This is a genomic window from Sciscionella marina DSM 45152 (assembly GCF_000379465.1).
Classification (GTDB): Bacteria; Actinomycetota; Actinomycetes; order Mycobacteriales; family Pseudonocardiaceae; genus Sciscionella; species Sciscionella marina.
Window position 1 is genome coordinate 1,000,652 of record NZ_KB905380.1, and the last position, 24,663, is coordinate 1,025,314.

The following is a 24,663-nucleotide window of genomic DNA, read 5'->3' on the forward strand; positions in this document are numbered from 1 at the left end:
GGTCCGGTGCACGAGGAACAGGATCCGGTCAGGGCGGCGCGTGATCTGGCGCGCCACCGCTTCGGCGCGGCGCATCTGGTGATCGTGGGCGGCAGCGTCCTCACCCCGCGCAGGACGGCGACCTCCGATCTGGACATGCTGGTGGTCACCGCGCCCCGCGAGCGGGCGACCCACCACGCGCTGCACTGGCAGAGCTGGCCGGTGGAAGTGCTCGAACACGACGAGCGGACCCTGTCCGCCGCCTGCGCGGACCACCTCGCCCGCCGCTGGCCCGGGCTTCCCCGGTTGATCGCCGAGGGAGTGATCCTCGCCGACCGCCGGGACCTGGGTTCGCGCCTGCAGGAGGAGATGCGCGGCAGGCTCGCCGCAGGTCCCGCCGCGGCGACCGGGGCCGAACTCGCGGCGCACCGCTTCGAACTGACCGATCTGCTCGACGATCTCACCGGCAGCACCGACCCGGCCGAGACCGCGTTCATCTCGGCCCGGCTGCTCACCAAGACCGCGCAACTGGCCCTTCTCGAGGCGCGGCACTGGCAAGGAACCGGGAAATGGCTGCTGCGTGAGCTGCGCGAGCACGATCCCCGCCTTGCAGAGGAGCTCAGCGCCGCACTCGGCGATCCGGTGACACTGCGCGCGCTCGCGAACGAGGTGCTCGACCGGGCAGGCGGGCCACTACGGGAGGGATACCAGACGGCGCTGTAGCCCGCTCACATCCGCGCGGCGCGCAGGGCGGTGCGGCGCACCTTCCCGGTGTCGTCCCGCAGTGGCTCGGTGACCAGCTCGAAGGTCCGTGGCCGTTTGTGCGCGGAGAGCCGTGGTTCCAGGTGCGCGGCGAGTTCGGACTCGGTCACCCCCGCCGCTTCGACGATGGCGTGCACCCGGCTGCCGAGGTCGCCGTCCGGGAGGCCGATCACCGCACAGGAAAGGGCGCCGGGATGTTCGAGGATGGCGTTCTCCACCTCGGCCGGATACACGTTCACCCCGCCCACCAGGATCATGTCGGTGAGCCGGTCGTGCAGATAGAGGTACCCGTCCTCGTCGAATTCGCCGATGTCCCCGAGTGAGGCCCAGCCCTGCAGTTCCTTGGCCTCGGCACCGATGTAACGGTAGGAGGCGGGCTCACCGGGGGTGACTCTGGTGTACACCTCGCCCGGGGTGCGCGGCGTCGTGACCCGTGCCCCGTCCTGATCGAACAGGGCCAGTTCACCCCAGGTCTGGGCGCCGACCGAACCGGGATGCTCGAGCCACTCGGTTCCGCTGATCGTGCAACCCGCCTGCGCCTCGGTGCCCGCGTAGAGCTCCCAGATCCGTTCCGGGCCGAGCCAGTCGATCCAGGCTCGTTTGGTGGCCGGTGGGCACGGAGCCGCGACATGCCACACCATGCGCAGCGAGGACAGGTCGTACCCGTGGCGCACGGACCGGGAAAGTGCCTCGATCCGGCGCATCATGGTCGGCACCAGGTACAGCCAGCTGATCGCGTTCGGGGCCACCGCGGCGAGGGTGGCCTCCGGATCGAACCGTTCGAGCATGGTCACCGTGCCGCCGCCGAACAGGGCGTAGCTCGCCACGCACAGCGGCGCGTTGTGCTGCAGCGGGGCGGGCAGCAGCAACCGCTCCCCGGGCTCGATGCCCCACACCAGCGCGTCGAGCCCGCGGTAGACCGCCTCGCGACCGGCGAGGATGATCTTCGGCCGTCCGGTGGAACCGCCCGAGGTCGGCGCCTTCCAGGACGGGGCGATGACCTCGGGCAGATCCGCATCGGAATACCCGGAGAGCCCGTCGACCGCGACGGTGCCCTCGAGGACCGCGCCCGGATCGGCGAGCTCCAGGATCTCCCGGCGCTCCTGCTCGGCCAGCCGCGCCGAGAGCGGTTGCGGGATGGCACCCACCTTGTAGCAGGCGAACAGCGCCACGATCGCCGCGCAGGAGTTCGGCAGCAGCAGCGAGACGATCCGCCCCGGTTCCACCCCGTGCTCGCGCAGTCCGTGCGCCACCCGGTTGCTCGCCCGATGCAACTGCGACCAGGTCAGTTCCTCGTCCCCGCAGCGCACGGCCACCTGATCCGGGCGGTCGGTGGCGTACGCCCTCGGGATCGAGCACAGTGGGAATCCGTCCTCGGGTACGAAAGTCATGATCGCCCTCCTCAGCCGAACCGCTTGGGATCCACAAAGGACAGATCGGTGCACGAGGGCTCCCCGGTCACCGTGTCCGCGAGCGCCTCGCCGAGCGCGGTGGCGTGTTTGAAGGCGTGCCCGCTGCCACCGCCGCCGAGCACCACGCGGTCCCCGATGCGCCCGAGCACGAACTGCTCGTCCGGGGTCTTGGTGTACATGCAGATGGTCACCCTGCTCGGTTCCGGGGCCAGGCCCTCGATCCCGCGCCGCACCAGCGAGCCGATCAGCTCCCAGTCCCGTTCCCGCACTCGCCGGTCCAGCGCGTCCGGATCGGTGCGCGGATTCGCCGGGTTGTCCGCGGGCCCGCATTTCGGGTCACCGCCGTCCATCCCGCCGTGCCCCCACATCCGGAGCCCGTCGTCCAACTGGCGGATGAAGGTCGGGAACCGATCCACCGCGAAGCCTTCGGGATCCGCGCGCGGGGCGAACCAGGTCTGCGGGGTGCGGAACGGTTCGAGCGGGATCCCGGGCGCGAAGGCGCGCAACCAGGCTCCGGTGGTCAGCACCACCTGCTCGACCCGGTAGTCCTGCTCCGGAGTGCGCACCAGCACGCCGTCCTCGTCCGGGGTCACCTCGCGCACCCGCCTGCCGAACACGGTCTGCGCACCGGCCTGCTCCGCAGCACGGCAGGCCGCCGTCACCCCGCGTTCCGGTCGCACCACTCCGGCGTTCTCGTCGCGCAGCGCGATGTGCCCCGCCGTGTTCGGCCGGTGCTGGGGGAACTCCGTGGCGAGGTCGACATCGGTCAACCGTTCCCCGTTCGCCTCCGCCGCTTCCCTGGTCGCGGTGACCAGCGGCGAGTCCGGTGCCCCGATGGTCAGACCCCCGGTGAGCTCGAGCAGATGGGTCCCGGTGCGTTCCTCGAGTTCGCGCCACAGCTCGGCGGCCCGCCGCGCGAGCGGAACCAGGCCCGGATGCTCCAGGCACACCGTGCGGAACAGCCGCGTGTCCCCGTGCGAGGAGCCGCGGTCGTGCCCGGCGGCGAACTGCTCGATCCCGATCGCCTCCACGCCCCGTTCGGCGAGCCGCCACAACGCGTTCGAGCCCATCGCCCCGAGCCCGATCACCGCGACCCGCGCATCCGTACTGCCCATGCCCGTTCTCCTTCCGCCTGCGCCGCGTATGAGTCTGCCACGCCTGAGACCTAAATTACTTAGCTACACTAATAAAAAATGTTAGACTGGCTAAGTGAATGATCCGATCACCGAGCTCGCGGCGGCGCTGCGGCCGCTGGTGTTCCGGCTGTACTACGTCGCCCGGCGCCAGACCCCGCAGCATCAGCTGACCCTGACCCAGGGTTCGGTCGTGCGCGCCCTGGTCGAGGGCGGACCGGCGCGGATGAGCGCGCTCGCCGAGGCCGAGGGGGTTCAGCTGCCCTCGATGACGAACGTGATCGGTCGCCTAGAACGGATGGGAATCGTGCGCCGGGTCCCGGATCCGGCGGACCGCAGGGCCACCAAGGTCGAGCTCACCGAGACCGGGCGGCGGTTCTACGACGAGGTCGTGGTGGCCCGGGTGGAGTTCATCCGCGAACGGCTCACCGGGCTCAGCGCATCGGACCGGATCGCGATCGCGGCCGCGATCCCCGCATTCGAGCGCTTGCTCGACCAGGAAGCACCTGTCGATTCGGGAAGGAAAACTGATAGCCGATGAGCACCGAAGCGCATCCGCGCCTGCTCGACGCATTGAAAGGACAACCGAAACAGGTCTGGATCACCGCATTCGCCGCGGTGATCGCGTTCATGGGGATCGGCCTCGTCGACCCGATCCTGCTCTCCATCGCCAAGGGGCTGAACGCGAGCCCCTCCCAGGTCACCCTGCTGTTCGCCTCATATCTGGGGGTGCAGGTGGTCGCGATGCTGGTGACCGGGGCGTGCAGCGCCCGGTTCGGCGCCAAGCGCACCGTGGTCACCGGGCTCGCGCTGATCGTGATCGCCACCGCGGTGTGCGCGATGGCCGGTGACATCGGCCAGCTGATCGCGCTGCGCGGGTTGTGGGGGCTGGGCAACGCCTTCTTCATCGCCACCGCGCTCTCGGTGATCGTCGGCGCGGCGAGCGGTGGGCAGAAGGGTGCGATCCTGCTCTACGAGGCGGCGCTCGGGGTCGGGCTCGCGATCGGGCCACTGCTCGGCGCACTGCTCGGCTCGATCTCCTGGCGTGGACCGTTCCTGGGCACGGCGGTCCTGATGGCGGTCGGCCTGGTGCTGTGCGTGGTGTTCCTGGCCAAGGACAATCACCTGCAGACCGAACGCATCCGGATCTCCGATCCGCTGCGCGCGCTGCGCCACGGCGGCCTGCTGCGCACCTCGATCGGTTCGGCGCTGTACACCTTCGCGTTCTTCACGGTGCTCGCCTGGACCCCGTTCGTGCTCGGATTCTCCGCCATCAACGTCGGGCTGGTGTTCTTCGGCTGGGGTCTCGCGGTCGCGGTGGCCGGGGTGTTCCTGGCGCCGAAGCTCGCGGGCAAACTCGGTGAACGGCACGCGACCGCGCTCTCGGTGCTGGCCTACGCGGTGCTGATGGCGGTACTGATCGTGCCGAGCAAACCAGTGGTCGTGGTGCTGGTGATCGTCTCCGGTCTGGTGTCCGGGCTGCTGAACACCCTGTTCACCGGGACCGCGATGAGCGTGAGCCCGGCACCACGCCCGGTCGCGAGCGGCGGTTACAACTTCTGCCGCTGGCTCGGTGGCGCCGCGGCCGCGATCCTGGTCAGCCACATCGCGGAGTGGACCGGTTTTCCGCACGCACCATTCCTGGTCGCCGCGGTCTGCTGTGTGATCGCCGGGCTGTTGCTGCTCGGCAGGGGCAAGGATCAGCGCACGGTGCCCGAGGAGGCCGCGCTGGTCGGTGCCGAGGAACTGTGAGGATCCGGCCGCTCGGTCGCCAGCCTGCGCCAGCTGGCCAGGAAGACCAGGGCGGCCAGGATCGAACCCGCCGAGGCCAGCGAACCCGCCCCCAGATACACCGTCCAGGTGTTGGTGCGCACGGTCTCGGCGAATCCTTCGTTCCCGATCGGCAGCAGCCACAGGAGCAGGCCCAGCGCCAGCGAGGCCGCGGCGACACCCACGAAGAAGACCGCGATCAGCACCCGCGGGACTTTCCGCGGTCCCTCGTAGGCACTGACCAGGCCGCGGCGGGCCAGCCACATCGAGGCGAAGCAGGCGATGGCCAGGGCGAGCGCGTCGGCGGCGAGGGTGTCGGAGAGCCGATGCCATTTCGCGGTGATCGTGTAGGCCCCGATCCCGACCGCCCAGCTCAGCACGAAGAACATGGCCACCCCGCGCCACCGGTGCGGCAGCACGATCAGCGCGGCGAACAGCACGGTCATCCCGATGGTGGTGTGCCCGCTCGGCAGACTGTTGCCCTGATAGGCATCGGAGACCGGGATCAGTTCGGGGCGCGGCAGCACGAACCGTTTGAGCGCCTGGGTCACCACCTGGCCGAGCCCGATCACCCCGACCGCGACGACGGTCAGATCGAGCCGCCTGCGCAGCAGCCCGACCGCGGCGACCACGAGGACGGCCGCGGCCAGCGAGTACACGGTGATCCTGCCCAGCGCGGTGTCCGCCTGCCCGCTCTCGGCCGCGGCGGCCTGGTCCGCGCCGCGCAGCGCGGCGTTCTCCAGGGCCTGTCCCACGGGGGTGAGCACGGCGAGCACGTAGACCGCGACGGCGAACGCGATGCTCGCCCACGCGATGATCAACCAGCGGTGCTTGACCTCTCCCGGCACCTCTCCGGACATTTCTCCCGACACGGCACGGGATTACATCACAACGCTGCGTTCACGGACGGGCGAGCCGGGCGCCGAGTTCGGTGAGCACCGTGCCGAGCGGGCGCTGCACACGCAGCAGGGCGTGTCCGTCGCCCCGAGTCACGCCGTTGTTCACGATCAGCACGGGCTTGCCGGATTTGGCGGCGTGCCGCACGAACCGCAGCCCGGACATGACCGCGAGCGAGGAACCGAGCACCAGCACCGCGCTCGCCCGGTCGACGAGCCGGAAGCAGTGCGCCACCCGCGGGCGCGGCACGCTCTCCCCGAAGAACACGACATCCGGTTTGAGCACCCCGCCACAGGATTCGCAGTCCACGAGGGTGAATTCGCGGACGAGTTCCTCGGCCAGTTCCACATCCCCGTCCGGGTTCACCTCGCTCGTGGTCGCGGTGAAGTCCGGGTTCGCCGCGCGCAGCCGCCCGTCCAGGGCTTCCCTTCCGCTGTACCGGGAACAGCCCAGGCAGATCACCCGGTCGAGATTCCCGTGCAGTTCCACCACATCCGGGGTGCCCGCGCTGGTGTGCAGCCCGTCCACGTTCTGCGTGATGACCCCGCCGAGCAGCCCGGCGGCCCGCAGCCCGGCGACCGCGTGATGCCCCGCGTTCGGCCGGGCGCGGGCGATCGTGCGCCAGCCGAGGTGACTGCGCGCCCAGTAGCGGCGGCGCCCGGACGCGCTGTGCAGGAACTCCTCGTAGGTCATCGGGGTGTGCCTGCGCAGGCTGCCGGTCTCGCCCCGGTAGTCCGGGATCCCCGATTCGGTGGAGATCCCCGCCCCGCTCAGCGCGAGTACGCCGCCCGCACGCAGCGCCTCCTCGACCGCGTCGAGTTCCCCGGTGACCGGGCAGCCTCCGGTCTCGCCGGTCCAGCTCAGCGTCGGTCGGGTGCGCACCCTGTTCAGTCTAGGGTGTCTCCGAGGTAGAAACCGGCGGCAGGCACCTCGGCGAGGGCGATCCAGCCGCGGTTCTCCTGGGCCGGTGCCACCCCGCGCACCGTGAGGGCAAGCCGGGGTTCCTCATCGATTCGCCTGGTCAGCGCGTACAGCGTGGCGAGCAGGTGCACGCAGCGGGGTTTGCGGCCTGCGCAGCCACAGTGCTGTTCACCGAGCTCGGCGAGCCCGATGCCCTGTTCGGCAAGGCACTCGTGCAGCTCGTCCGCGAGTTCGCCCGGTGCGCCGGCGGGATGCTCGGCACGCAGGCGCGCGACCGTCTCACGGTCCTCGAACGGGGGCACCTCGATCCGGACCGGGTACCCGCGCACCTCCGCCTCGACCAGACCCGGTGTGACCCGCGGACCCGTCACCTCCTCGTTGCGGGCCATGCGCCGCGCCCTGGGCAGCGCGGGTTCCGGCGCGGTGAGACGGGCCGATTCCACGGTGCGCAGCCAGGCGCGTCCCCATGGGGTCACACCGAATTCGCCCGCCATCACCGCACCCCGGCCGGGTCGAGGCGGAGCACCCGGTGCAGTTCCTCGTCACCGAGTTCGGCGAGCGCGGACACCTCGGACTCCCCGGAGACCACCCCGGCCAGGGCCCGTTTGCTCTCGTGCATACGCGCGATGTAGTCCTCGACGGTGCCCGCGGTGACCAGGGTGTGCACGGTGAGCGTGCGCCGCTGGCCGATGCGGTGTGCGCGATCGCTGGCCTGTTCCTCCACGGCGGGATTCCACCAGCGGTCATAGTGCAGCACGTGGTTGGCGCGGCTGAGGTTGAGCCCGAAACCGGCCGCCCGCAGGGAAAGCAGCAGCACGGGCGGGGCGTCCGGATCGTGCTGGAACCGTTCGACCATGCGGTCCCGCTGCGCGATCGGCAGACCGCCGTGCAGGAACGGCACCGTGTCCAGGCCGAGCTGCCCGGCGAGATGGCGCGCCAGCAGCTCGCCCATTTCCCGGTACTGGGTGAACACCAGGGCATGCTCCCCGTCGTCGGTGATCTCGGCGAGCATTTCCGTGGCCCGGTCCAGTTTCCCGGAACGCCCGGTCAGCTCTCCGTCCTCGGCACCGGCCTGCACGGGATGGTTGCAGATCTGTTTGAGGGTGGTGAGCAGGGCGAGCACTCGGCCACGGCGTTCGATACCGGAACCGAACCCATCGCCGAAGGCACGGTCCACCGCCCTGGTGTAGGCGCGGGCCTGTTCCCCGGTCAGGGTGCAGGCGACCGTGGCGTACAGCTTCTCCGGCAGATCGGTGGCCACCTCGGATTTGGTGCGGCGCAACAGATGCGGGCCGAGCAGCCCGCGCAGCCGGTGTGTCGCGCTCGCCGAACCACGCTGCCGGATCGGGTTGGCGAACCGCTCCCGGAACCGGGCGCGACTGCCGAGCAGTCCGGGATTGGTGACCGTCACGATGGACCACAGCTCCTCGAGATGGTTCTCCACCGGGGTTCCGGTCAGCGCGATCCGGGTCCGCGCGGTGATCCGGGCCGCGGCGCGGGTGGCCTGCGCGGCGGGATTCTTGATCTGCTGCGCCTCATCGAGCACGAGCACGCCCCAGCCGATCCCGGTGAGCGCGGCCGTATCGGTACGCAGCACCGGGTAACCGGTCACCACCACGGTGGACGGTTCGAGCTCGCCGGAAAGCCCGCGCCCCGGGCCGTGATGCACCACGACCGGGGTGCGCGGGCTGAACTTCTCCAGTTCGCGCCGCCAGTTGCCGAGCAGCGAGGTCGGGCACACCACCAGATGCGGTCCGTCCCCGCGGGTGGCGAGCAGGCAGATCGTCTGCAACGTCTTGCCGAGCCCCATCTCGTCGGCGAGCACGCCACCATCGGAAAGACCGCCCAGCCAGGCGAGACCGGCGCGCTGATAGGGACGCAGCTCCGCATGGATCCCGGCCCGTTCCAGTGCCCGCCCGAGCCCCGCGCCGGAACGGAACAGCGCGAGCAGCGCGTCCGGGGAACGGATCGCGTCCTGTTCGGCATCGAGCACCGCATGCGCCGCGACGGGCATCGCGGCCGCGAGCGCGGCGAATTCCGGGTCACCCGCGTCGACCTCCAGTAGCCGCGCGGCCCGGCGCCAGGCCCGCAGCGAATCGGCGAGGCCCGTGTCTTCCGGCAGCGCCCGCAGCGCGGGCAGGGCCGCGTCTAGTTCCACCACCCGGCTCGGCACCCGGGCCGGACCCACCCGGTCCCCGTCCGGTACGGCCAGCGCGCACTCCGCCGCGCGTCCCTCCGGCAGCCCGAGCGCGCGCACCGCCTCGATCGGCTCGGCCGAGCCCCAGAACGCGAACCCGCCCTCGTCCGGCACGAAGGTGGCCTGCAGCTCGCCAGGAAAATTCATGCTCACCCCGTTCCCGATTTCTTTGGCAAGGGTATTCACGAACCGGCCCAGTGGCAAATTTGACAAATCGGTGATCGACGTGTCCATGGACGGGAAATCCGAGCTGTCGGACCAGGTCATCAAGGTGTGCAGTGACCGGGAAAGCCGACTGGATTCGGCAATTCCGGAACGGGTTACCATTTCGGCCAGGAACGAAAACGGGGCACGAAATCGTCCTGAAACGCGCGATGCGGTATTCGGGTTCTATGTTTCCCGCGCGGCCTCGTTGACGAAGGTGAGCATCCGCTCGGGGTCGATCCGCGCCCACGGAAGCGCGCTCATCCAGGTGTCCCAGGCCTCGCGGCCGTACACACCGATGAGGAACGCCGCCAGTTCCGGATCCGCCGCCGGGGAGAGCACCCGGGCCCTGCCGTGCACGGTGATCTGCAGGCGTTCCCCCTCGATGACCGAGGCGGAGACGGCGGGACGGGCGCGGATGTGCCGGAACCGCACGGAATCGGCGCCCGACCCGAAGTGGAACCGGCCCCGATGGAACAAGCCGTCGACCGGACCGGCCCGGGGTTCGCCCCTGGCCGTGGTGGTGGCCAGCACCATCACCCGCATGGCCCCCAGCTCGGCGACCACGCCCGCGGCATCGAGGCGGCGTTCCTGGCCGACGATCGACCGGAGGTGCGGGCCAGCCGCGGCGTACGAGTCGTCCAGCAAGCACTGCAACCAGTCCAGGTCTTCTGGAGTCTCCTGCATGCCCTTAGCTTGCCGTACCGTAGCGCAGGCCGTCGAAGAGCAGGGCGGTGATCTGCCGGGCCTCGCCCTGCCAGCCTTCGGTGGCGCGCATTCCGCAGATACCGCCCAGGGCACGCAGCAGCGTAGGACCGGTGATGCCGTCCCGGACGACACCGGCCGCGACACCGGCATCGAGCAGTTGCGTCAGGGCATTCGCCATCTGCGTGCGAGCGGTCTCGAAGACCGGCGAGGCCGTGGCCATGATGCTCTCCAGCGCGACCGACATTCCTTTGCCGACGGCGGCGTGTTCCACGAGCAGCAGCAAAAAGCGCCGCAGAGCCTCCTCCGGGGCATGCCGCTCCAGGAGTTCGGCGGGTGCGGCGCACAGTTCGTCGACTTCCTTGCGATAGACCTCTTCGATGAGGGCTTCGCGTGTCTCGAAGTGACGGTAGAGCGTCCCGACGGCAACCCCCGCGCTGCGGGCGATCTCCTCCACATGCGAGTCGGTGTCGCCGCTGAGGAACGCTTCCCGCGCCGCCGCCAGCAGTGCCTCGCGGTTGCGGCGCGCATCGGCGCGCAGCGGACGTGCTGAGGACAACGGAACCTCCATAAGGTGAGTCCGACTCAGGTTGTGTATCGTATCCGGAGTCGGATTCATTTTAGGTGAGGAGACCTCATGACGATCACGGAGGAAGGACTGGACGGACTTCGTGTGCTGGTCACCGGCGGCAGCCGGGGGCTGGGCGCCGCGACCGCCCGCCGGTTCGCCGCTGCCGGCGCGACCGTGCTGTCCGCCTCTCGCAGCAGGCCGGAGCCGGACACCGGTGCCCTGTTCATTCCTGCGGACCTCGCCACCCAGGACGGCGTGACGGAGCTCGGCCGATCGGTCATTGACCTCGTCGGTGGCGTGGATGTCCTGGTGAACAACGCGGGCGCGGCGAGCGCACCGGCACCGACGCTGAGCCGTTCGGAGGAGTCCTGGCGGGCGGACTTGGAGATGAACCTGTTCAGCGCCGTGCGCCTGGACCGGGCCTTGGTGCCGGGAATGGTCGAACGGGGTCGTGGTGTCGTCGTGCACGTCTCCTCGATCGCCAGCAGGCTCCCGCAGCGCACGGAGGCTTCGTACGCCGCGGCCAAGGCGGCGCTGAACACCTACAGCCGTGAGCTCGCCACCGAGGTGGGCGAGCACGGGGTGCGCGTGGTGTGCGTCCTGCCTGGCTTCGTCGTGACCGAAGGCGCCGCCGACCACCTCCGGCACCTGGCCGGGCAACAGGGCGTGCCACCCGAGGCCATCACCCAGCAGATCGTGGATGAGCTGAAGGTTCCGATGGGTCGGCCAGGGGATCCCGAGGACGTCGCCGAACTGATCGCCTTCCTCGCTTCCGGACGCGCGAAGTGGCTCACCGGAGCACAGTTCCGCGTTGACGGCGGCATCATCCCGGCCGTATGACCGGCATCCGGCCCGAGAACAGGAGATTCCCGTGAGCATCACACTGAGTTCCGTGATCATCGAGGCCGCCGAGCTGGAGCCCGAGAGCGCCTTCTGGCACCACCTGCTCGGCGGCTCGGTCGCCCGCACACCGAGCCATCACTTCATTCAGGCCCCCGGTTTCCCGGTGGTCGTGATCCAGTCGGCTCCGGGACACACCGCCCCGGACTGGCCGGACGGTCTCTCCCAGCAGCTGCACCTCGACTTCACCGTCGACGACCTCGCAAGCGCCGACCGTACGGCGATCGCGGCCGGTGCCACCCGGCTGCGCCCCGTCGGTGAGCTCGGCCCGGACACCCGCGACGGCAGCCGCGTCTACGCCAGCCCGGCCGGACATCCGTTCTGCCTGCGAGCGGCCTGAGGGCAGGTCCGCCCTCAGGAATACTGCCGTGCCACCGGTTCCGCGGACGATGCCCGGTTGCGCCGGGCGATGGCGTATCCGCCGAGCGCGAGCAGGGCGATGACCAGCAGCGTGCCGAAGGTGAACAGTTCGAATTCGGCGCGGGAAATGCCCCAGGTTCCCCGGAAATCGTACGGCACCCCGAAGGCGCTTTCCAGCACGCCCGGTGCGACGGTCTGCCACACCCCGAGCAGCACCCACAGGTAGCTGATCCCGAAGCACACGCCGAGACCGAGGCGCCCGAACGGGACCTTGAACGGCCGCTCGGTCCCGGAAGCCTTGCGGCGCAACACGAGCACGGTCGGGAAGATGACCAGATAGGACATCAGCAGGGTACTCACCGCGACGTTGAGCACGACGCCGAACACGGCCGATCCCGAACCGCTCTGCAGCTGGGTGGCCACGAGCATGAACGCGGTGGCGACCACGCCGGAGAGCAGATTGACCCGCAGCGGCGTGTTGAGCTTCGGGTGGAAGGCGCCGAACCACCGCGGGAAGGCGCCGTCCATCCCGGCGACCGCCTGCACCCGGTCCGAGGCCATCATCCAGGAAACGCCCTGGTTGAGCAGCACGAGCACGAACACCGCGGCGGCGATCGCGGTCATCGCGGGCGCGGCGGAGCCGTAGACGGAGAAGACCTCGCCGATCGCGCCCATGAACCCGTCGAGACCGTTGATCTTGTCCGAGGGCAGCACCGCGACGATCCCGAAGATCGGCACCAGATAGCACAGTGCCGAGGTGATCCCGGAGACGGCGACCATCCGCGGCACATCGCGGCGTGGATTGTGCATCTCCTCGGCCGCCCCGTTCGGCGCTTCGAACCCGACGAGGGCGAACATCAGCACCGGGGCCACGCCGAGGAAACCCGAGGCGGTCGGGGCGAAGGCGCCCGCGGCGTACCCGTGCACCCCGTTCCGCGCGGCGTAGACGAGCACGGTCACCGCGAACACGGCGACCAGGCCCACCTTGCAGATGGCGCCGAAAGTGACGAACCATTTGCCGTACCGCAGGCTCACCACCGCGCCGAGGATGGCGACCCAGATGAACACGATCTTGAACAGATAGTCGCCGACCCCGCCCGCCTTGCCGGGCACCAGGAAGCTCTCCCAGGTGGCCGCGGCGAGAAAGGTGATGGAACCGCCGAGCCACACCGGATTGGTGATCCAGTAGAACATCGTGCCGACACCGGCGGTGAGTTTGCCGAATGCCTTGCGCAGCCAGACATACGGCCCGCCCTCGTGCGGGAACGCGCTGCCGAGTTCGGCCATGATCAGCCCGTAGGGGAACAGCAGCGTCACGACGAGCACGGCGGTCCAGGTGAACGCTTCCGCACCGGATGTGGCGATCTGGCCGATGGTGTCGATCGAGATGATCGCGGCGATCGCGAAACAGATCGTGTCGAACCGGCGGAGGTTACGCCGGATGTTCTGCGACTCGGTATTGACGAACTCGCCAGCGCCGAGTTCACCGCTGCTCGAGGGCGGGCCGGACATCAGCGGGCCCCGGTCGAATCGGTGCCGCTGGGATCGGTGCCGCGCGGGCGCACGGTGCCATCGGCCTCGGTGCGCGCGAGCACCTCGCCGATCGCCCGTGCCACGGCACCGGCCTCGTCCTCGGACAGGGTCAGTGCCGGGGAGAGCACGAGCGCGGTCGCCGCGTCGCGCACGATCACCCCGTTGTCCGCGCGGATGGTGTCGGCGATCTGCTGGATTCCGGGCAGCGACTGCCTGCTCTCCCGGTCGGTGACCAGTTCCACGGCCAGCATCATGCCCTGGTTGCGCACCTCACCGACCCGGGCCAGCTCGCCGAGCTCGCCGCGCAGTTCGGCGGCGAGGAAGTCACCGATCTTGGTGGCCCGCTCGAGCAATCCCTCGCGCTCGATGATGTTCAGGTTGGCCAGCGCGACCGCGCAGGCGGTGGGGTGCCCGTTGTACGTGTAGCCGACCGGGAATCCGTGCTCACGGCCGAGTACCTCGCCGACCTCCCCGCTGGTGAGCACCGCGCCGAGGGGAAGGTAGCCGCTGGTGATGCCCTTCGCGGTGACCACGATGTCCGGGCGCACCCCGAAGTGTTCGGCGGCGAACCAGCTGCCGAGCCTGCCGTACGCGGTGACCACCTCGTCGAAGATCAGCAGAATCCCGTTACGGTGCAACACTTCCGCGATCCTCGGCCAGTAGTCGGCCGGTGGCACGATCATCCCGCCGACTCCCATGATGGGCTCGGCGAGCATCGCGGCGATGTTCTCCGCACCCAATTCGGCGATGGTGCGTTCCAGTTCGGCGACACAGAAATCGGTGCAGTCCTGCCCGTCGAACAGTTCGGTGCGGTACGGCCACGGCGGGGTCAGGTGCTTGACATCCGGCATCATCGGCCCGAAACCCTCGTGGTACAGCGAGAATCCGTTCACCGAGCTGCCGCCGATGCCACCGCCGTGGTACCCGCGGTCCCGGCCGAGAATCCAGGTCCGGTTCGTGTCCCCGCGCCGGTGGTGGTAGTAGCGGGCCATCTTGATCGCGGCCTCGTTGCCCTCCGAACCACCGGAGGTGAAGTACACCCGCTCCAGGTGCGCCGGGCTGATCGACACGAGGCGTTCGGCGAGTTCGATCGCGGGTTCGTTGGAGAACTCCCAGAAACTGGTGAAGTATTCGAGCTTGGCCATCTGCGCCCGGGCCGCGTCGGCGAGTTCGGCGCGGCCGTGCCCGATCTGGGCGAGCCAGAGCCCACCGGTCGCATCGATGTACTCGCGGTGCTCGGTGTCCCACAACCGGGAACCGCGGCCCTCGGTCATCACGACCCGCTCGGTGCTGCTCGCGGGGAGATACGGATGGATGATGTTCGCGCGGTCGCGCGCGGCGAGATCGGTCGTCATGTTCTTCTGCCTTTCCTGAGGTGTTCTTCAGTAACTGATCCAGGTCGTGCGCTGCCCGGTGAATTTGGCCAGCGCGTGCAGCGAGAGGTCCCTGCCGAATCCGGACTCGCCGAATCCGCCGAACGGGGTCTGCACGGTGAGCACATCCACGGTGTTGACCGAGACGGTGCCCACCCGCAGGGCGTCGGCCACCCGGTGCGCGCGGGCGAGATCGGTGGTCCACACCGAGGCGGCGAGCGCGTACCGGCTGTCCGCGGCGATGGCGAGCGCTTCCTCCTCAGTGTCGAACGGGATCACGGTGAGCACCGGACCGAATATCTCCTCGCGGGCGATCCGCATGTCGTTGTGTGCCCCGGCGAACACGGTCGGCGCCACGAAGTTGTCCCGCGCGTTCCCGCCGGCGACCAGGCGCGCTTCCCGCTTGCCGAGCTCGACGTAGCCGCGTACCCGTTCGGCGTGTTCGGCCGAGACCAGCGCGCCGATCCCGCAGGCCGGGTCGAGCGGATCACCGGGGCGGTACTCGTCCAGGTGCGCGCTCAGCCGGTCCAGCAGTTCCTCCTGCGCCGAGCGCTGCACCAGCAGCCGAGTGTTCGCCGAGCACACCTGGCCCGCGTTGTAAAAGGCGCCGAAGCAGGCCTTGGCCGCGGCCGCCTCCAGATCCGCGTCGGCGAACACCAGGTTCGGGCTCTTGCCGCCCATCTCCAGCCACACCTGCTTGGCGTTGGATTCCGCGGCATAACCCAGGAACAGCTTGCCGACCTCGGTGGAACCGGTGAAGGTCACACAGTCCACATCCGGATGCACGCCGAGCGCCCTTCCCGCCTGTTCCCCGAGCCCGGGCAGCACGTTCAGCACTCCGTCCGGCACTCCGGCCTCCACGGCGAGTTCGGCGAGGCGCAGCGCGGAGAACGGGGACTGCTCCGCGGGTTTGAGCACCACGGTGTTGCCCGCGGCGAGTGCCGGTCCGAGTTTCCAGATGGCCATCTCCAGCGGGTAGTTCCATGGCACCACGGCCGCGACCACCCCGAGGGGCAGTGCCTCGACCCAGGCGTGATTGCCCGGCTCGGTCGGCACGGCCTGCCCGTAGCACTTGTCGATGGCCTCGGCATACCAGCGCAGGATCGCCGCCGAGCCGGGAATGTCCACCGCGGCCGCCTCGCGCACCGGTTTGCCCATGTCCAGCGAGTCGAGCAGGGCCAGTTCTCCTGCGTCCCGTTCGATGAGCTCGGCCAGCCGCAGCAGGGCTTGTTTGCGCTCGCCAGGGCGCTTCGACCAGCGGCCATCGGTGAAGGCGGCGCGCGCCGCCGCGACCGCGCGGTCCGCCTCCGCGGTACCGCAGGCGCTGACCTCGGCGAGCACCTTCCCGGTCGCCGGGTTCACCGAGGCGAAGGTAACCGGTGCGCTGACCGGTTCGCCGCCGATGAACGCGGCCTCGGGAAACCGGATCCGGGCGGCGAGCGCGGTCCAGTGTTGCAGGGTCTGTCCGGTCACGAGCACTCCTTGTTCTTTGCGTTCTCGTTCAAAGTATTCAGCCGCGCTCGTGCACGAGCCGGCCGTCGGCGAAGGTCATCCCGACCCCGATCGCGCCGATCTCCTCCGGCGCCACGGTCACCGGGTCCGCGTCCAGCACCACGAGGTCGGCGGCGAGCCCGGGGGCGAGCCGCCCGGTCCGGTCGCCGAGCCGGTTCGCCCGCGCGGATCCGGCCGTATAGGCGGAGACGGCCCGTTCCGCCGGGATCGCCTCCCCCGCCAGCAGCGGAGCGGTGCGCGAGCGCGGATCGGCGGCGTGCGGGTCACCGGGCGGTGCCGTCCGGTTGACCGCGACGTGGATTCCCCACAGCGGGGCGGGATCCGAGACCGGCCAGTCGCTGCCCATCGCCAGCCCGACCCCGGCCCGCTCCAGCGCACCGAACGCGAAATGCCGGGCGCGCTGGCTTTCGGTGAGATAGGGCAGCTTGGTCTCCACCAGCACCGGATCCTGGCGCGCCCACAGCGGCTGCAGGTTCGCGAGCACCCCGAGCTCACGCATCCGGGCCACCTCGCGCTCGGCGATCAGGTCGATGTGCGCGATCTGGTGCCGGAAATCCCCGTCCCGCCCGGCTTTCTGCACCGCGTCCAAGCATTCGCGCACGGCCCGGTCGCCGACCGCGTGGAAATGCAGATCGAAGCCGGCCCCGGTCAGCGCGTCCACCAGCGCGGCGAGCCGCTCCGGATCGAGGAAGCTCATTCCCCGCTCACCGGGAACGCCGTGGTAGTCCTCGAGCACCGCGGCGGTCAGGTTCTCGCACACCCCGTCCTGCATGATCTTGACCGCGCTCGGGGTGAACCCCGGCCCGGCCAGCCGCCTGCGCCGTTCCACGAGTTCGGGGACCTGCTCGAGGCCGCGTTCCCGGTCCCACCACAGCGCCCCGGTCACCTTCGCGGTCAGTTCCCCGTTCGCGGCGAGCGCGGCGTAGGCGGGCCCGATGTCCGGCAGCCCGAGCGCGCTGCCCACCGCCGCGTCCTGCCAGGCGGTGATCCCCAACCCGTGCAGGTATCGCTGCGCGTTCCGGATCGCCTTGCGCAGGGTCTGCTCCCCCGGCTCCGGCAGCAGCCGGGTGACCAGTTCGGCCGCGGACTCCACGAGCATCCCGGTCGGTTCGCCCTCGGTATCGCGCAGGATCCGGCCGCCTTCGGGATCCGGGCTCGCCGCGGTGATCCCGGCCCGGTGCAGGGCGGCCGAATTCGCCCAGACCCCGTGCGCGTCGTGGCTGCGCAGCACCGCGGGCCGGGAACCGACCACCCGGTCCAGCGTTTCCCGGTCCGGGAAACCGCCCTCGAACACATCGCCGTACCAGCCGCTCCCGGTGATCCACTCCAGTTCCGGATGGCTGGCCGCGTAGGCGTGGATCTCGCGCAGATAGTCCCGCCGGGAGTGCCAGGCGCTCAGGTCGCACTCCATCCGGTGCAGCCCGCCGAGCACCGGATGCGCGTGCGCGTCCTGGAACCCGGGAAGCAGCGCACCACTGCCCAGGTCCACGACCTCGGTACGCGGGCCGAGCAGCGGGCGCACATCCGCATCGCCGATCGCCAGGATGCGACCGCCGCCGACCGCGAGCGCATCGGAGGGCGCACCGTCCACGGTGCGCACCGTGCCGTTGCGGAAGATCAGCTCCGCCTCGTTCATCGCCTGGCACTTCCCTTCGAGCGGAACACCGCTGTCCTCGCGAGGGCTCATTCTTTGCACTACAATTCAAAGTATCGAGCGGTACCGTGTCAATGGATGTCGGGAGATACGGCTATCGCCGTTCCCGAAGCCGTGCATCGATTTGAAGAATGAAGCCATGCCACGACCCAAACGTCAGGGCGAGCGACGCTCGCTGATCATCGAGGCCGCCGGGCGCGCGGTCCGCGAACGGGGACTCGCCGAAGTGCGGGTACGAGACATCGCCGCACACGCCGGGCTGTCCCCCGGTTCGGTGCTCTACTACTACCCGGAGATCGCCGAGCTGATGCTCGAGGTGCACAGCGGCGCGGTCGCGGACTTCTACCGGGCCAGGGTCGAGCGCATCGGCGCGGAACAGGAACCGGGGGCCAAGTTGCGCGCCGCGGTACGGTCCGGGCTGCCCGCCGGCGCCGAGGACGCGGTCGCGCGGCTGCTCTACGAGATGCACTCGCTCGCCGACCGCAGCGCCGGCCATGCCGCACTGATGTCCAGCCTGTTCGACCGGGAGGTCGCGCTCTACCGTTCGGTGCTCGAGCTCGGCGCCGGGCTCGGCGAGTTCACCCTGGCCCGCCCGCTCGAGGAGATCGCCCGCAACACGGTGGCCCTCGAGGACGGCTACGGTCTGCATCTGATCAGCGGGAACCGATCACTGAGCGCGACCGAGGCGCGCGCCGCCCTGCTGGGCTACCTCGCCGTGATGACCGCGCGGACGGATCTGCTCGACCAGCGATGAGTTCGCCGCCTCCGGCCGGTCTCTCCATACGACATCCACGAACGGAAGGACGAAGACCATGGCGATCATCCGGATATTGGCGAATCTGACCGTGACCGAGCTGGACCGCGCGCAGCGGTGGTACACGACCCTGTTCGGGCGCGGCCCGGACGCCCGCCCGATGGACGGGCTACTGGAATGGCATCTCGGCGAGAGTCTCGGCGTGCAGGTGTGGGCCGAACCCGAACGGGCGGGCCGCTCCGCGATGGTGCTCGACGAGTCGGATCTGGACGCGCGCGCCACCCAGCTCGACCGGGCCGGGATCGAGCACGAGGGCCCGCTCGACGCCACGACCGTGCGGATCATGCCGTTGACCGATCCGGACGGCAATCGCATCGTGTTCACCGGACCACTCCGGGGGTGAACCCGGCACCGAGCGTGCACACGGGTCCGGGCCCACCCGATTGCATGCTCGTGTCGCTATGCAAATCTCGCTATCATGAGTGCGCGAAATTTCCGGGAAACACGGCAGAACGGATTCGTGAACCGCCGATCCAGTGAATTCTCGGAGTTAATTCGAACGGGATGTTCCGTGCCACGGAACGCGAAACCCATTGAAACTATTGTTCTACTTCTGCGCTGTTGACATTATCCGAAGCACCGTGGATATGCTTGATCGGCTCTATGAGGACCCGTCGAAGGGGACGGGAATAAATCCTTCTCTACATCCCGGACGCGCCTCAGTAGCGCTGATTCTCCCGGACGGTGCCGACATGGTGAAATCATGCCCGTAATCACCGATCCTCCGCCACGAAACGCGATCGCGCGCACGATCGGTCTGCTCGAGCTGCTCGATGCCTCGCACCGGGCGCTCACTCTCACGGAAATCGCGCAATCCACCGGACTCGCGAAGAGCACGGCACACCGGTTACTGCGCGAACTCATCGCCTGTGCGACAGTCAAGCGGATGGGTGATTACTACACCATCGACTGGTCGCGGCTCACGGAGAATCATTCGAATGACTTGCTGTTGCGACGCTTGATAAAACCGGTTCTGCTCGAACTCTATACGGCGACCCGGGAATTGGTGAGTCTCGGTGTCGCACATGGTTTGCTGGTGCACTACCTCGACACATTCTTCGATCAGCACCAGCTCGCGGTCGTCGCGCAGACCGAGGAACGGGCGTTCATGCACTGCACGGCTGCGGGAAAAGCATTGCTCGCGCACGATCCGCTGCTCGCGAAACGGTTCATCCGGCACGCGCCGATGATGGCCTGCACCCCGCAGACGATCACCGCACCGGTCGCCCTGGAAGCCGAGCTCGCCGTCGTGCGCAGGCGCGGACTCGCCAAGTGCCGCAACGAGTACGTGCCCGACACGATCGCGCTCGCGGTCCCGTTGTTCGGCAGGGACGGCCGCATCATCGCCGCGCTCGGGCTCGGCGGGGACATCGAGCGGTTCGACGAGAAGGCGATGACCGCGAAGCTGCTCCGGGCCGCGGCCGACGCACAACGGCTCGTCCGGAAATCATCGATCGGTCCGCCGGTCGGATCGCTGGTACCGCGTCCACGAGCGGGATCCTGACCGCGTCCCGCATCGCGGGCGGCCTAAGCTCGATCACGATGAGGGCGAAACGCAGGGTTCCCGCCCCGGTCCCCGCACAGGCGCGGGAGCACCGGGTGCCGATGAGCGACGGGGTACGACTGGCCACCGACGTGTATCTGCCGGCGCGGGGATCGCGCTGGCCGGTGCTGCTGACCAGGATCCCCTACGACAAAGCGGCACCGGAGTGCCGCATCCCGGACCTCGCCCGGTGGTTCACCGAACACGGGTATGCCGTGGTCGCCCAGGATGTACGCGGCAAGGTCCGGTCCGAGGGTGAACTGCCGCCGTTCCGCGCCGAGGCCGCCGACGGGTACGCCACGATCGACTGGATCACCGGGCAGAGCTGGTGCGATGGCACGGTCGGCATGTTCGGCAACTCCTACTACGGGTTCACCCAATGGGCGGCGGCTTCGAGCGGTCACCCGGCGCTGCGGGCGATCGCCCCGCGCGTGTCCAGCGCGGATCTCGACGCGGTGCTCGACAGACAGGGGGTGTTCCCGCTCGAACTCGCCGCGGTGTGGGCACTGGAGACCTGGAGTGACCGCGAGCTCTACGAGTACACCGGGGCGCTGGACTGGTCGGTGCGCCCGCTGTCCAAGCTGCTGCCCGAGGCGCTGGGCTTCGGCAACCCACTGCTCGAGGAGTGGACGCACGGCGGCCGCACCGGGGCCGCGTACCCGGTGCGCGGTGACATCCCCGCACTGCATCTCGGCGGGCATTTCGACTTCCTGCAGCGCGGGCACCTGGCCACGTGGCGCGCGGCCCGTTCGGCGGGCACGGCCCCGCAGTACCTGCTGCTCGACGCGGTGGACCACGGCTGGACGGCGTTGCGTGAACCGGACGAGCCGTGGTCGGACCCCGGAATCGACGGCTACCTCGCCCCGCTGCTCGAGTTCTTCGACCACCACCTGCGTGGCCTCGGCGAGTACCCGCATCCGCCGGTGCGCTGGCGGCTGGCCCGGTCCGGGGAGGGGCTGCGCACCGCCGGGACCTGGCCGCCACCGGAGAGCGCGCCCCGCTCCTGGTTCCCCGACGCCTCCGGCGCGCTGAGCGACCGGCCGGGAACCGGGCTGGAGTGGGTGCACGATCCGGCCGATCCGGTGCCCAGCCTCGTGGATCCCTATGTCCCGCTCGTGGAGCCGCCCGAGGAGAGTGCGGTGCACGAGCGCGCGGATGTGCGCTCCTGCACCACCGAACCGTTCGACGCGCCACTGGACCTGGCAGGCCCGGTGGAACTGCGGGCCGAGGTCTCCGCGAGCGGCCCGAGCACCCATCTGATGGTCACGCTCACCGATGTGTACCCGGACGGGCGCGCCTTCCGGATCCTGGACGGGGCGGCGCAGGCCACCGCGCCCTGGCCGGCGCGGGCACGGGTGGACCTCGGCGAGACCGGGTACCGGATGCGGGCCGGGCACCGTCTGCGGGTCACCCTGGCCGGTTCCGCGTTCCCCCGGTATGCCCCGCATCCCGGGAACGAACAGCATTTCTGGACCGCGACCGAGACCAGCACGGGCACCATCCGGGTCACCGGGGCGGAACTGCGCTGCCAGGTGCTCTGAGCACTATTCCCCGCGCCAGACCGGTTCGCGCTTCTCGGCGAACGCCTTGGCACCTTCCATGGCGTCCGCCGAGGCGAGCACCGGGCCGATGATCTCGCCCTGGCCGGCGAACGCCTCCTCGTCGGTCCACCGGATGGTGCCGGAGACGAGCCGTTTGGTCGCGCGCACCGCGAGCGGCCCGTTGCGGGCGATCCGCCCGGCGAGCTCGCGGGCCCCGTCCAGCGCGCCGCCCGGATCGGTGAGCCGGTTCACGATCCCGTGCGCGTGCGCGGCCTCCGCGGTGATCGGATCACCGGTCAGCGCCACCTCCATGGCGAGCTGATAGGGCAGCGCCTTGGGCAGCCGCAGCAGTCCGCCGGCCGCCGCGATCAGTCCGCGCTTGACCTCGGGAAGGCCGAACTTGGCGTCCCGCGCGGCGACCACGAGATCGGCGGCAAGAGCGAGCTCACAGCCACCCGCGAGCGCCCAGCCCTCCACCGCCGCGATGAGCGGTTTCTCCGGCGGCTTCGAGGTCAGCCCGCCGAACCCGCGGCTCTCCACCGCCGGGGACTCGCCCCTGGTGAACGCCTTGAGGTCCATCCCGGCGCAGAAGGTCCCGCCCGCACCGGTCAGGATCGCGATCACCAGGTCGGTGCGCGACTCGAACTCGTCGATCGCCGCGGCGACCCCCTCGGCGACCTCGGCGTTCACCGCGTTCTTCGCCTCTGGACGGTCGATCGTGATCAGGGCGATGCCCTCACCGAATTCGGTCCGCACACTGTCTGTCACATCTACTCCTCACACGCTGTCGTCCGGCTCATTCTTCGCAGCGGACCGGGAGCCGGTCAAGATCGGCTCACCCGGCGCCTGACCAGCCAGACCGCGATCCCGCCGATGAGCAGTCCGCCGGCGCCGGTGAGCGCGTACGGCCACCAGTTCCCCTCGGAGCCCCGGTAGTCCGGGACATCCGCGGGATCACCGTAGTGTCCCTTCCTGGCCAGTGTGCCGCCGTCCGCCCAGCCGCCACCGAGGTCGCAGTTCATCCGGTCGCGCGCGGTTTCCTCGCTGCGCAGGGACATATCGCTGCTCTCCGGGTTCATCGTCTCCCCCTCGGGAACGGTGACCTTCGGCTTGTGGATCCCGCCCTCGGCCTTGTCCCCGGCGAGTTCCTTGTCCAGCAGGTAATCCCCGAGCTCGAGGCCGTTCTCGGCCCAGCCGGTACTCGCCTCGGTGAGCGTGGCCCGGGCGCCTGCCGCGTCCCCGGAGGAGAACTGTTCGCGCGCCTGCTGTTCGACATCGCCCTGATCGCGCAGGATCTGGGCCTCGTACCCTTCGAGGGCCTTGGTGACCTCGTCCAGGTAGCGCTTCGGCCGCGCGCAGGTCGCGTACATCAGCCGCTTGTAGGTCTGGGTCGCCGATTCGGTGGCCTCCTGCTCGGCGAACTGCGGGTCCAGGTATTCCTCCGAGGCGCCGTGGGTCAGGTACCGGTGCTGGCGGTACTCCGGCGGAATCGACTGGGTGCCGAGGTAGATGGGGATATAGGGTGCGGTGACCGCGGCGGTCGTCGCCAGCCACAGTTTCGAGAGATCCTTGCCGGGCACGGCCCTGTTCGACACCGAGTTGTCGAGTTCGGCGACCTGGCCGTATCCGGAGCGGTCGTCCGACCAGCGCGGGTCACGCACGATCCGCATGACGTCCTGCAGGCGCACCGGTTTGAGCTCGCGGAACTCGGCCTCCAGGGACGGCGGGTTCCGGTACGGCGAGGGATCCTCGGGGTCGGCCGGTTTGCCGACCGCGACGGGCTTTCCGGGGAACGGCGTGCCGTACACCTTCTGCGGGTCGAAGTCCGTTCCCGGCTGCCACCAGCCGCGTTCCTGAGCGTAGGAGATCAGGTTCGGCGAGGCCATGAAGTTCGGATCGTGCTGCCAGTCGGCCGGGAAATGGTCGATATAACCCGGATAGGAGACCCGCACATCGTCCGGGCCGAGGCGTTGCGCCGCCCAGAGCCCTTTTCCGCCGGAGAATTCGATGAGCACCCACCCCTCGTTGGCATCGGCGAACAGATGCGAATTCCCGCCATAGGTGGTGTAGCCGTACTTGTCGATCTGCGAGCCGACGATCCGTGCCGCCTCACGGGCACTGTGCGCACGTTCCATCGCGATCCTGGACAGATCGCTGTAATTCGGCCCGGTCTGATCCTTCGGGGTCTGATCGACGAGTTCGGTGCGCGAATCGGACCACACATCCCGCGCGGCAACCCCGTATTCGTTGAGTCCACCGTTGGTGAGCGGGGCCGGGAAGCCGACGAATTCGGAGTAGTCGGAGCTTATGTAGCGCGCCGTCTCCGGTGCCTGCGGGATGCGGGTGAGCTTGCCCGGCATGTCCGCCTTGTCGGTGGCGCCGACCTGGATCGTGGATCCCGGGGGATGTTTGCGGTGCGGAACGATATCCACCCAGTGACTCGACGGCTCGTGCCCGAAACCACCGAGGAAGGTGTGCTTGTTCTCGGTCAGATTCTTGCCGACGTAGACCGCGAAACTCTTGTCCGCTCCGGCAGAGTGCTGCTTGCTCGGAGCTGCCGGTTTCGCCTGCCGCGGTGCCTCTTGTGTCGCCGCCGACGCCAGCGGCACCGATCCGAGTACGCACACCGCGACTGCCGCTATCGCCACCAAACGCGGCATACCCACGTTTTCCTCCTCGTTTTCCGCCTGATTTCCGAAATGGGATGCTAGCGGCGAACAAACAGGAACCAAACACACCACCGGCCGGGTACCGATTCGGGGCGGCTAGAATAACCACCCGCGTGCGGGCGAGAGCGGAGCACCGGGCCACGGTGATTGCGCTGATCAGCGCGGAGTTCCGGCCGTGGTTCAGTGCTCGACGTCCACTGTGGACACCGCTGC

At 69.4% G+C, this 24,663-nt stretch carries 23 protein-coding genes; 9 read left to right on the plus strand and 14 right to left on the minus strand.

What is annotated here, in order from left to right; translation table 11 throughout:
- The first annotated feature begins 6 nt into the window (after nucleotides 1-6).
- On the plus strand, nucleotides 7-702 hold the full coding sequence (locus A37U_RS0104875) for a nucleotidyltransferase domain-containing protein (RefSeq protein ID WP_020495496.1): 696 nt from the start codon (nucleotides 7-9) through the stop codon (nucleotides 700-702).
- 5 nt (nucleotides 703-707) lie between these two features.
- Here A37U_RS0104875 and A37U_RS0104880 read toward each other — a convergent pair whose 3' ends face one another.
- Together A37U_RS0104880 and solA are read right to left on the minus strand one after the other, a co-directional pair.
- Entirely contained in the window at nucleotides 708-2,132 is a 1,425-nt protein-coding gene (locus A37U_RS0104880) for an AMP-binding protein (RefSeq protein ID WP_020495497.1), read from the minus strand.
- An 11-nt stretch (nucleotides 2,133-2,143) separates the two neighbouring features.
- Entirely contained in the window at nucleotides 2,144-3,268 is a 1,125-nt protein-coding gene (solA, locus tag A37U_RS0104885) for an N-methyl-L-tryptophan oxidase (protein ID WP_020495498.1), read from the minus strand.
- 94 nt (nucleotides 3,269-3,362) lie between these two features.
- Here solA and A37U_RS0104890 point away from each other — a divergent pair, with 94 nt between their 5' ends.
- Nucleotides 3,363-3,827, plus strand: coding sequence for a MarR family winged helix-turn-helix transcriptional regulator (locus A37U_RS0104890; protein WP_020495499.1), 465 nt, complete (start codon nucleotides 3,363-3,365; stop codon nucleotides 3,825-3,827).
- Entirely contained in the window at nucleotides 3,824-5,038 is a 1,215-nt protein-coding gene (locus A37U_RS0104895) for an MFS transporter (RefSeq protein ID WP_020495500.1), read from the plus strand. Before A37U_RS0104890 ends, A37U_RS0104895 begins: the two co-directional genes overlap by 4 nt.
- Here A37U_RS0104895 and A37U_RS0104900 read toward each other — a convergent pair.
- From A37U_RS0104900 to A37U_RS0104925, 6 genes are all read right to left on the minus strand, one after another.
- Complete coding sequence (locus A37U_RS0104900) at nucleotides 4,987-5,916, minus strand: phosphatase PAP2 family protein (RefSeq protein ID WP_020495501.1); 930 nt, start codon at nucleotides 5,914-5,916, stop codon at nucleotides 4,987-4,989. The genes A37U_RS0104895 and A37U_RS0104900 overlap by 52 nt on opposite strands.
- A 40-nt stretch (nucleotides 5,917-5,956) precedes the next feature.
- Complete coding sequence (locus tag A37U_RS0104905; protein ID WP_020495502.1) at nucleotides 5,957-6,835, minus strand: NAD-dependent protein deacetylase; 879 nt, start codon at nucleotides 6,833-6,835, stop codon at nucleotides 5,957-5,959.
- A gap of 5 nt (nucleotides 6,836-6,840) precedes the next feature.
- A complete protein-coding gene (locus A37U_RS0104910; RefSeq protein WP_020495503.1) occupies nucleotides 6,841-7,368 on the minus strand; it encodes an SWIM zinc finger family protein in 528 nt (175 codons plus the stop codon).
- A complete protein-coding gene (locus A37U_RS0104915) occupies nucleotides 7,368-9,218 on the minus strand; it encodes a DEAD/DEAH box helicase (RefSeq protein WP_157182607.1) in 1,851 nt (616 codons plus the stop codon). The genes A37U_RS0104910 and A37U_RS0104915 overlap by 1 nt, the downstream gene beginning before the upstream one ends.
- Before the next feature lie 243 nt (nucleotides 9,219-9,461).
- Nucleotides 9,462-9,962: a pyridoxamine 5'-phosphate oxidase family protein gene (locus tag A37U_RS0104920; protein WP_020495505.1), complete on the minus strand. Its 501-nt coding sequence runs from the start codon at nucleotides 9,960-9,962 to the stop codon at nucleotides 9,462-9,464.
- A gap of 4 nt (nucleotides 9,963-9,966) precedes the next feature.
- Nucleotides 9,967-10,539, minus strand: coding sequence for a TetR/AcrR family transcriptional regulator (locus A37U_RS0104925; protein ID WP_026196883.1), 573 nt, complete (start codon nucleotides 10,537-10,539; stop codon nucleotides 9,967-9,969).
- 78 nt (nucleotides 10,540-10,617) lie between these two features.
- Here A37U_RS0104925 and A37U_RS0104930 point away from each other — a divergent pair, with 78 nt between their 5' ends.
- Nucleotides 10,618-11,391, plus strand: a complete 774-nt coding sequence (locus A37U_RS0104930; protein ID WP_020495507.1) for an oxidoreductase — start codon at nucleotides 10,618-10,620, stop codon at nucleotides 11,389-11,391.
- A 31-nt stretch (nucleotides 11,392-11,422) separates the two neighbouring features.
- Nucleotides 11,423-11,791 (plus strand): VOC family protein, encoded by a 369-nt coding sequence (locus A37U_RS0104935; RefSeq protein WP_020495508.1) that lies wholly within the window; start codon nucleotides 11,423-11,425, stop codon nucleotides 11,789-11,791.
- Between the two features lie 14 nt (nucleotides 11,792-11,805).
- Here the strand turns inward: A37U_RS0104935 and A37U_RS0104940 are convergent, their stop codons facing one another.
- From A37U_RS0104940 to A37U_RS0104955, 4 genes are read right to left on the minus strand one after another with little or no spacing between them, the layout of a single operon-like run.
- Nucleotides 11,806-13,323: an APC family permease gene (locus A37U_RS0104940; RefSeq protein ID WP_020495509.1), complete on the minus strand. Its 1,518-nt coding sequence runs from the start codon at nucleotides 13,321-13,323 to the stop codon at nucleotides 11,806-11,808.
- Nucleotides 13,323-14,699 carry an aminotransferase family protein gene (locus A37U_RS0104945; protein ID WP_020495510.1) on the minus strand — a complete coding sequence of 459 codons (1,377 nt, stop codon included), beginning with the start codon at nucleotides 14,697-14,699 and terminating at the stop codon, nucleotides 13,323-13,325. The genes A37U_RS0104940 and A37U_RS0104945 overlap by 1 nt, the downstream gene beginning before the upstream one ends.
- A 27-nt stretch (nucleotides 14,700-14,726) precedes the next feature.
- Nucleotides 14,727-16,190 carry an aldehyde dehydrogenase family protein gene (locus tag A37U_RS0104950; protein ID WP_026196884.1) on the minus strand — a complete coding sequence of 488 codons (1,464 nt, stop codon included), beginning with the start codon at nucleotides 16,188-16,190 and terminating at the stop codon, nucleotides 14,727-14,729.
- Nucleotides 16,191-16,227: 37 nt separating this feature from the next.
- Complete coding sequence (locus tag A37U_RS0104955; protein ID WP_020495512.1) at nucleotides 16,228-17,916, minus strand: amidohydrolase; 1,689 nt, start codon at nucleotides 17,914-17,916, stop codon at nucleotides 16,228-16,230.
- 106 nt (nucleotides 17,917-18,022) lie between these two features.
- On the opposite strand from A37U_RS0104955, the gene A37U_RS0104960 reads away from it, so the two are divergent.
- From A37U_RS0104960 to A37U_RS42240, 4 genes are all read left to right on the plus strand, one after another.
- Nucleotides 18,023-18,637, plus strand: coding sequence for a TetR/AcrR family transcriptional regulator (locus tag A37U_RS0104960; RefSeq protein WP_020495513.1), 615 nt, complete (start codon nucleotides 18,023-18,025; stop codon nucleotides 18,635-18,637).
- A gap of 58 nt (nucleotides 18,638-18,695) precedes the next feature.
- Nucleotides 18,696-19,040 (plus strand): VOC family protein, encoded by a 345-nt coding sequence (locus A37U_RS0104965; RefSeq protein ID WP_020495514.1) that lies wholly within the window; start codon nucleotides 18,696-18,698, stop codon nucleotides 19,038-19,040.
- Between the two features lie 360 nt (nucleotides 19,041-19,400).
- Nucleotides 19,401-20,201, plus strand: coding sequence for an IclR family transcriptional regulator (locus A37U_RS0104970; RefSeq protein WP_020495515.1), 801 nt, complete (start codon nucleotides 19,401-19,403; stop codon nucleotides 20,199-20,201).
- A 38-nt stretch (nucleotides 20,202-20,239) separates the two neighbouring features.
- Nucleotides 20,240-21,781 carry a CocE/NonD family hydrolase gene (locus tag A37U_RS42240; protein WP_020495516.1) on the plus strand — a complete coding sequence of 514 codons (1,542 nt, stop codon included), beginning with the start codon at nucleotides 20,240-20,242 and terminating at the stop codon, nucleotides 21,779-21,781.
- Nucleotides 21,782-21,784: 3 nt separating this feature from the next.
- On the opposite strand, the gene A37U_RS0104980 is transcribed toward A37U_RS42240, so the two are convergent.
- The gene (locus A37U_RS0104980; RefSeq protein ID WP_026196886.1) at nucleotides 21,785-22,549 is read right to left on the minus strand and encodes a crotonase/enoyl-CoA hydratase family protein; all 765 of its coding nucleotides are present in this window, start codon (nucleotides 22,547-22,549) and stop codon (nucleotides 21,785-21,787) included.
- A gap of 56 nt (nucleotides 22,550-22,605) precedes the next feature.
- On the minus strand, nucleotides 22,606-24,441 hold the full coding sequence (locus A37U_RS0104985) for a C69 family dipeptidase (protein WP_020495518.1): 1,836 nt from the start codon (nucleotides 24,439-24,441) through the stop codon (nucleotides 22,606-22,608).
- Nucleotides 24,442-24,663 lie beyond the last annotated feature (222 nt).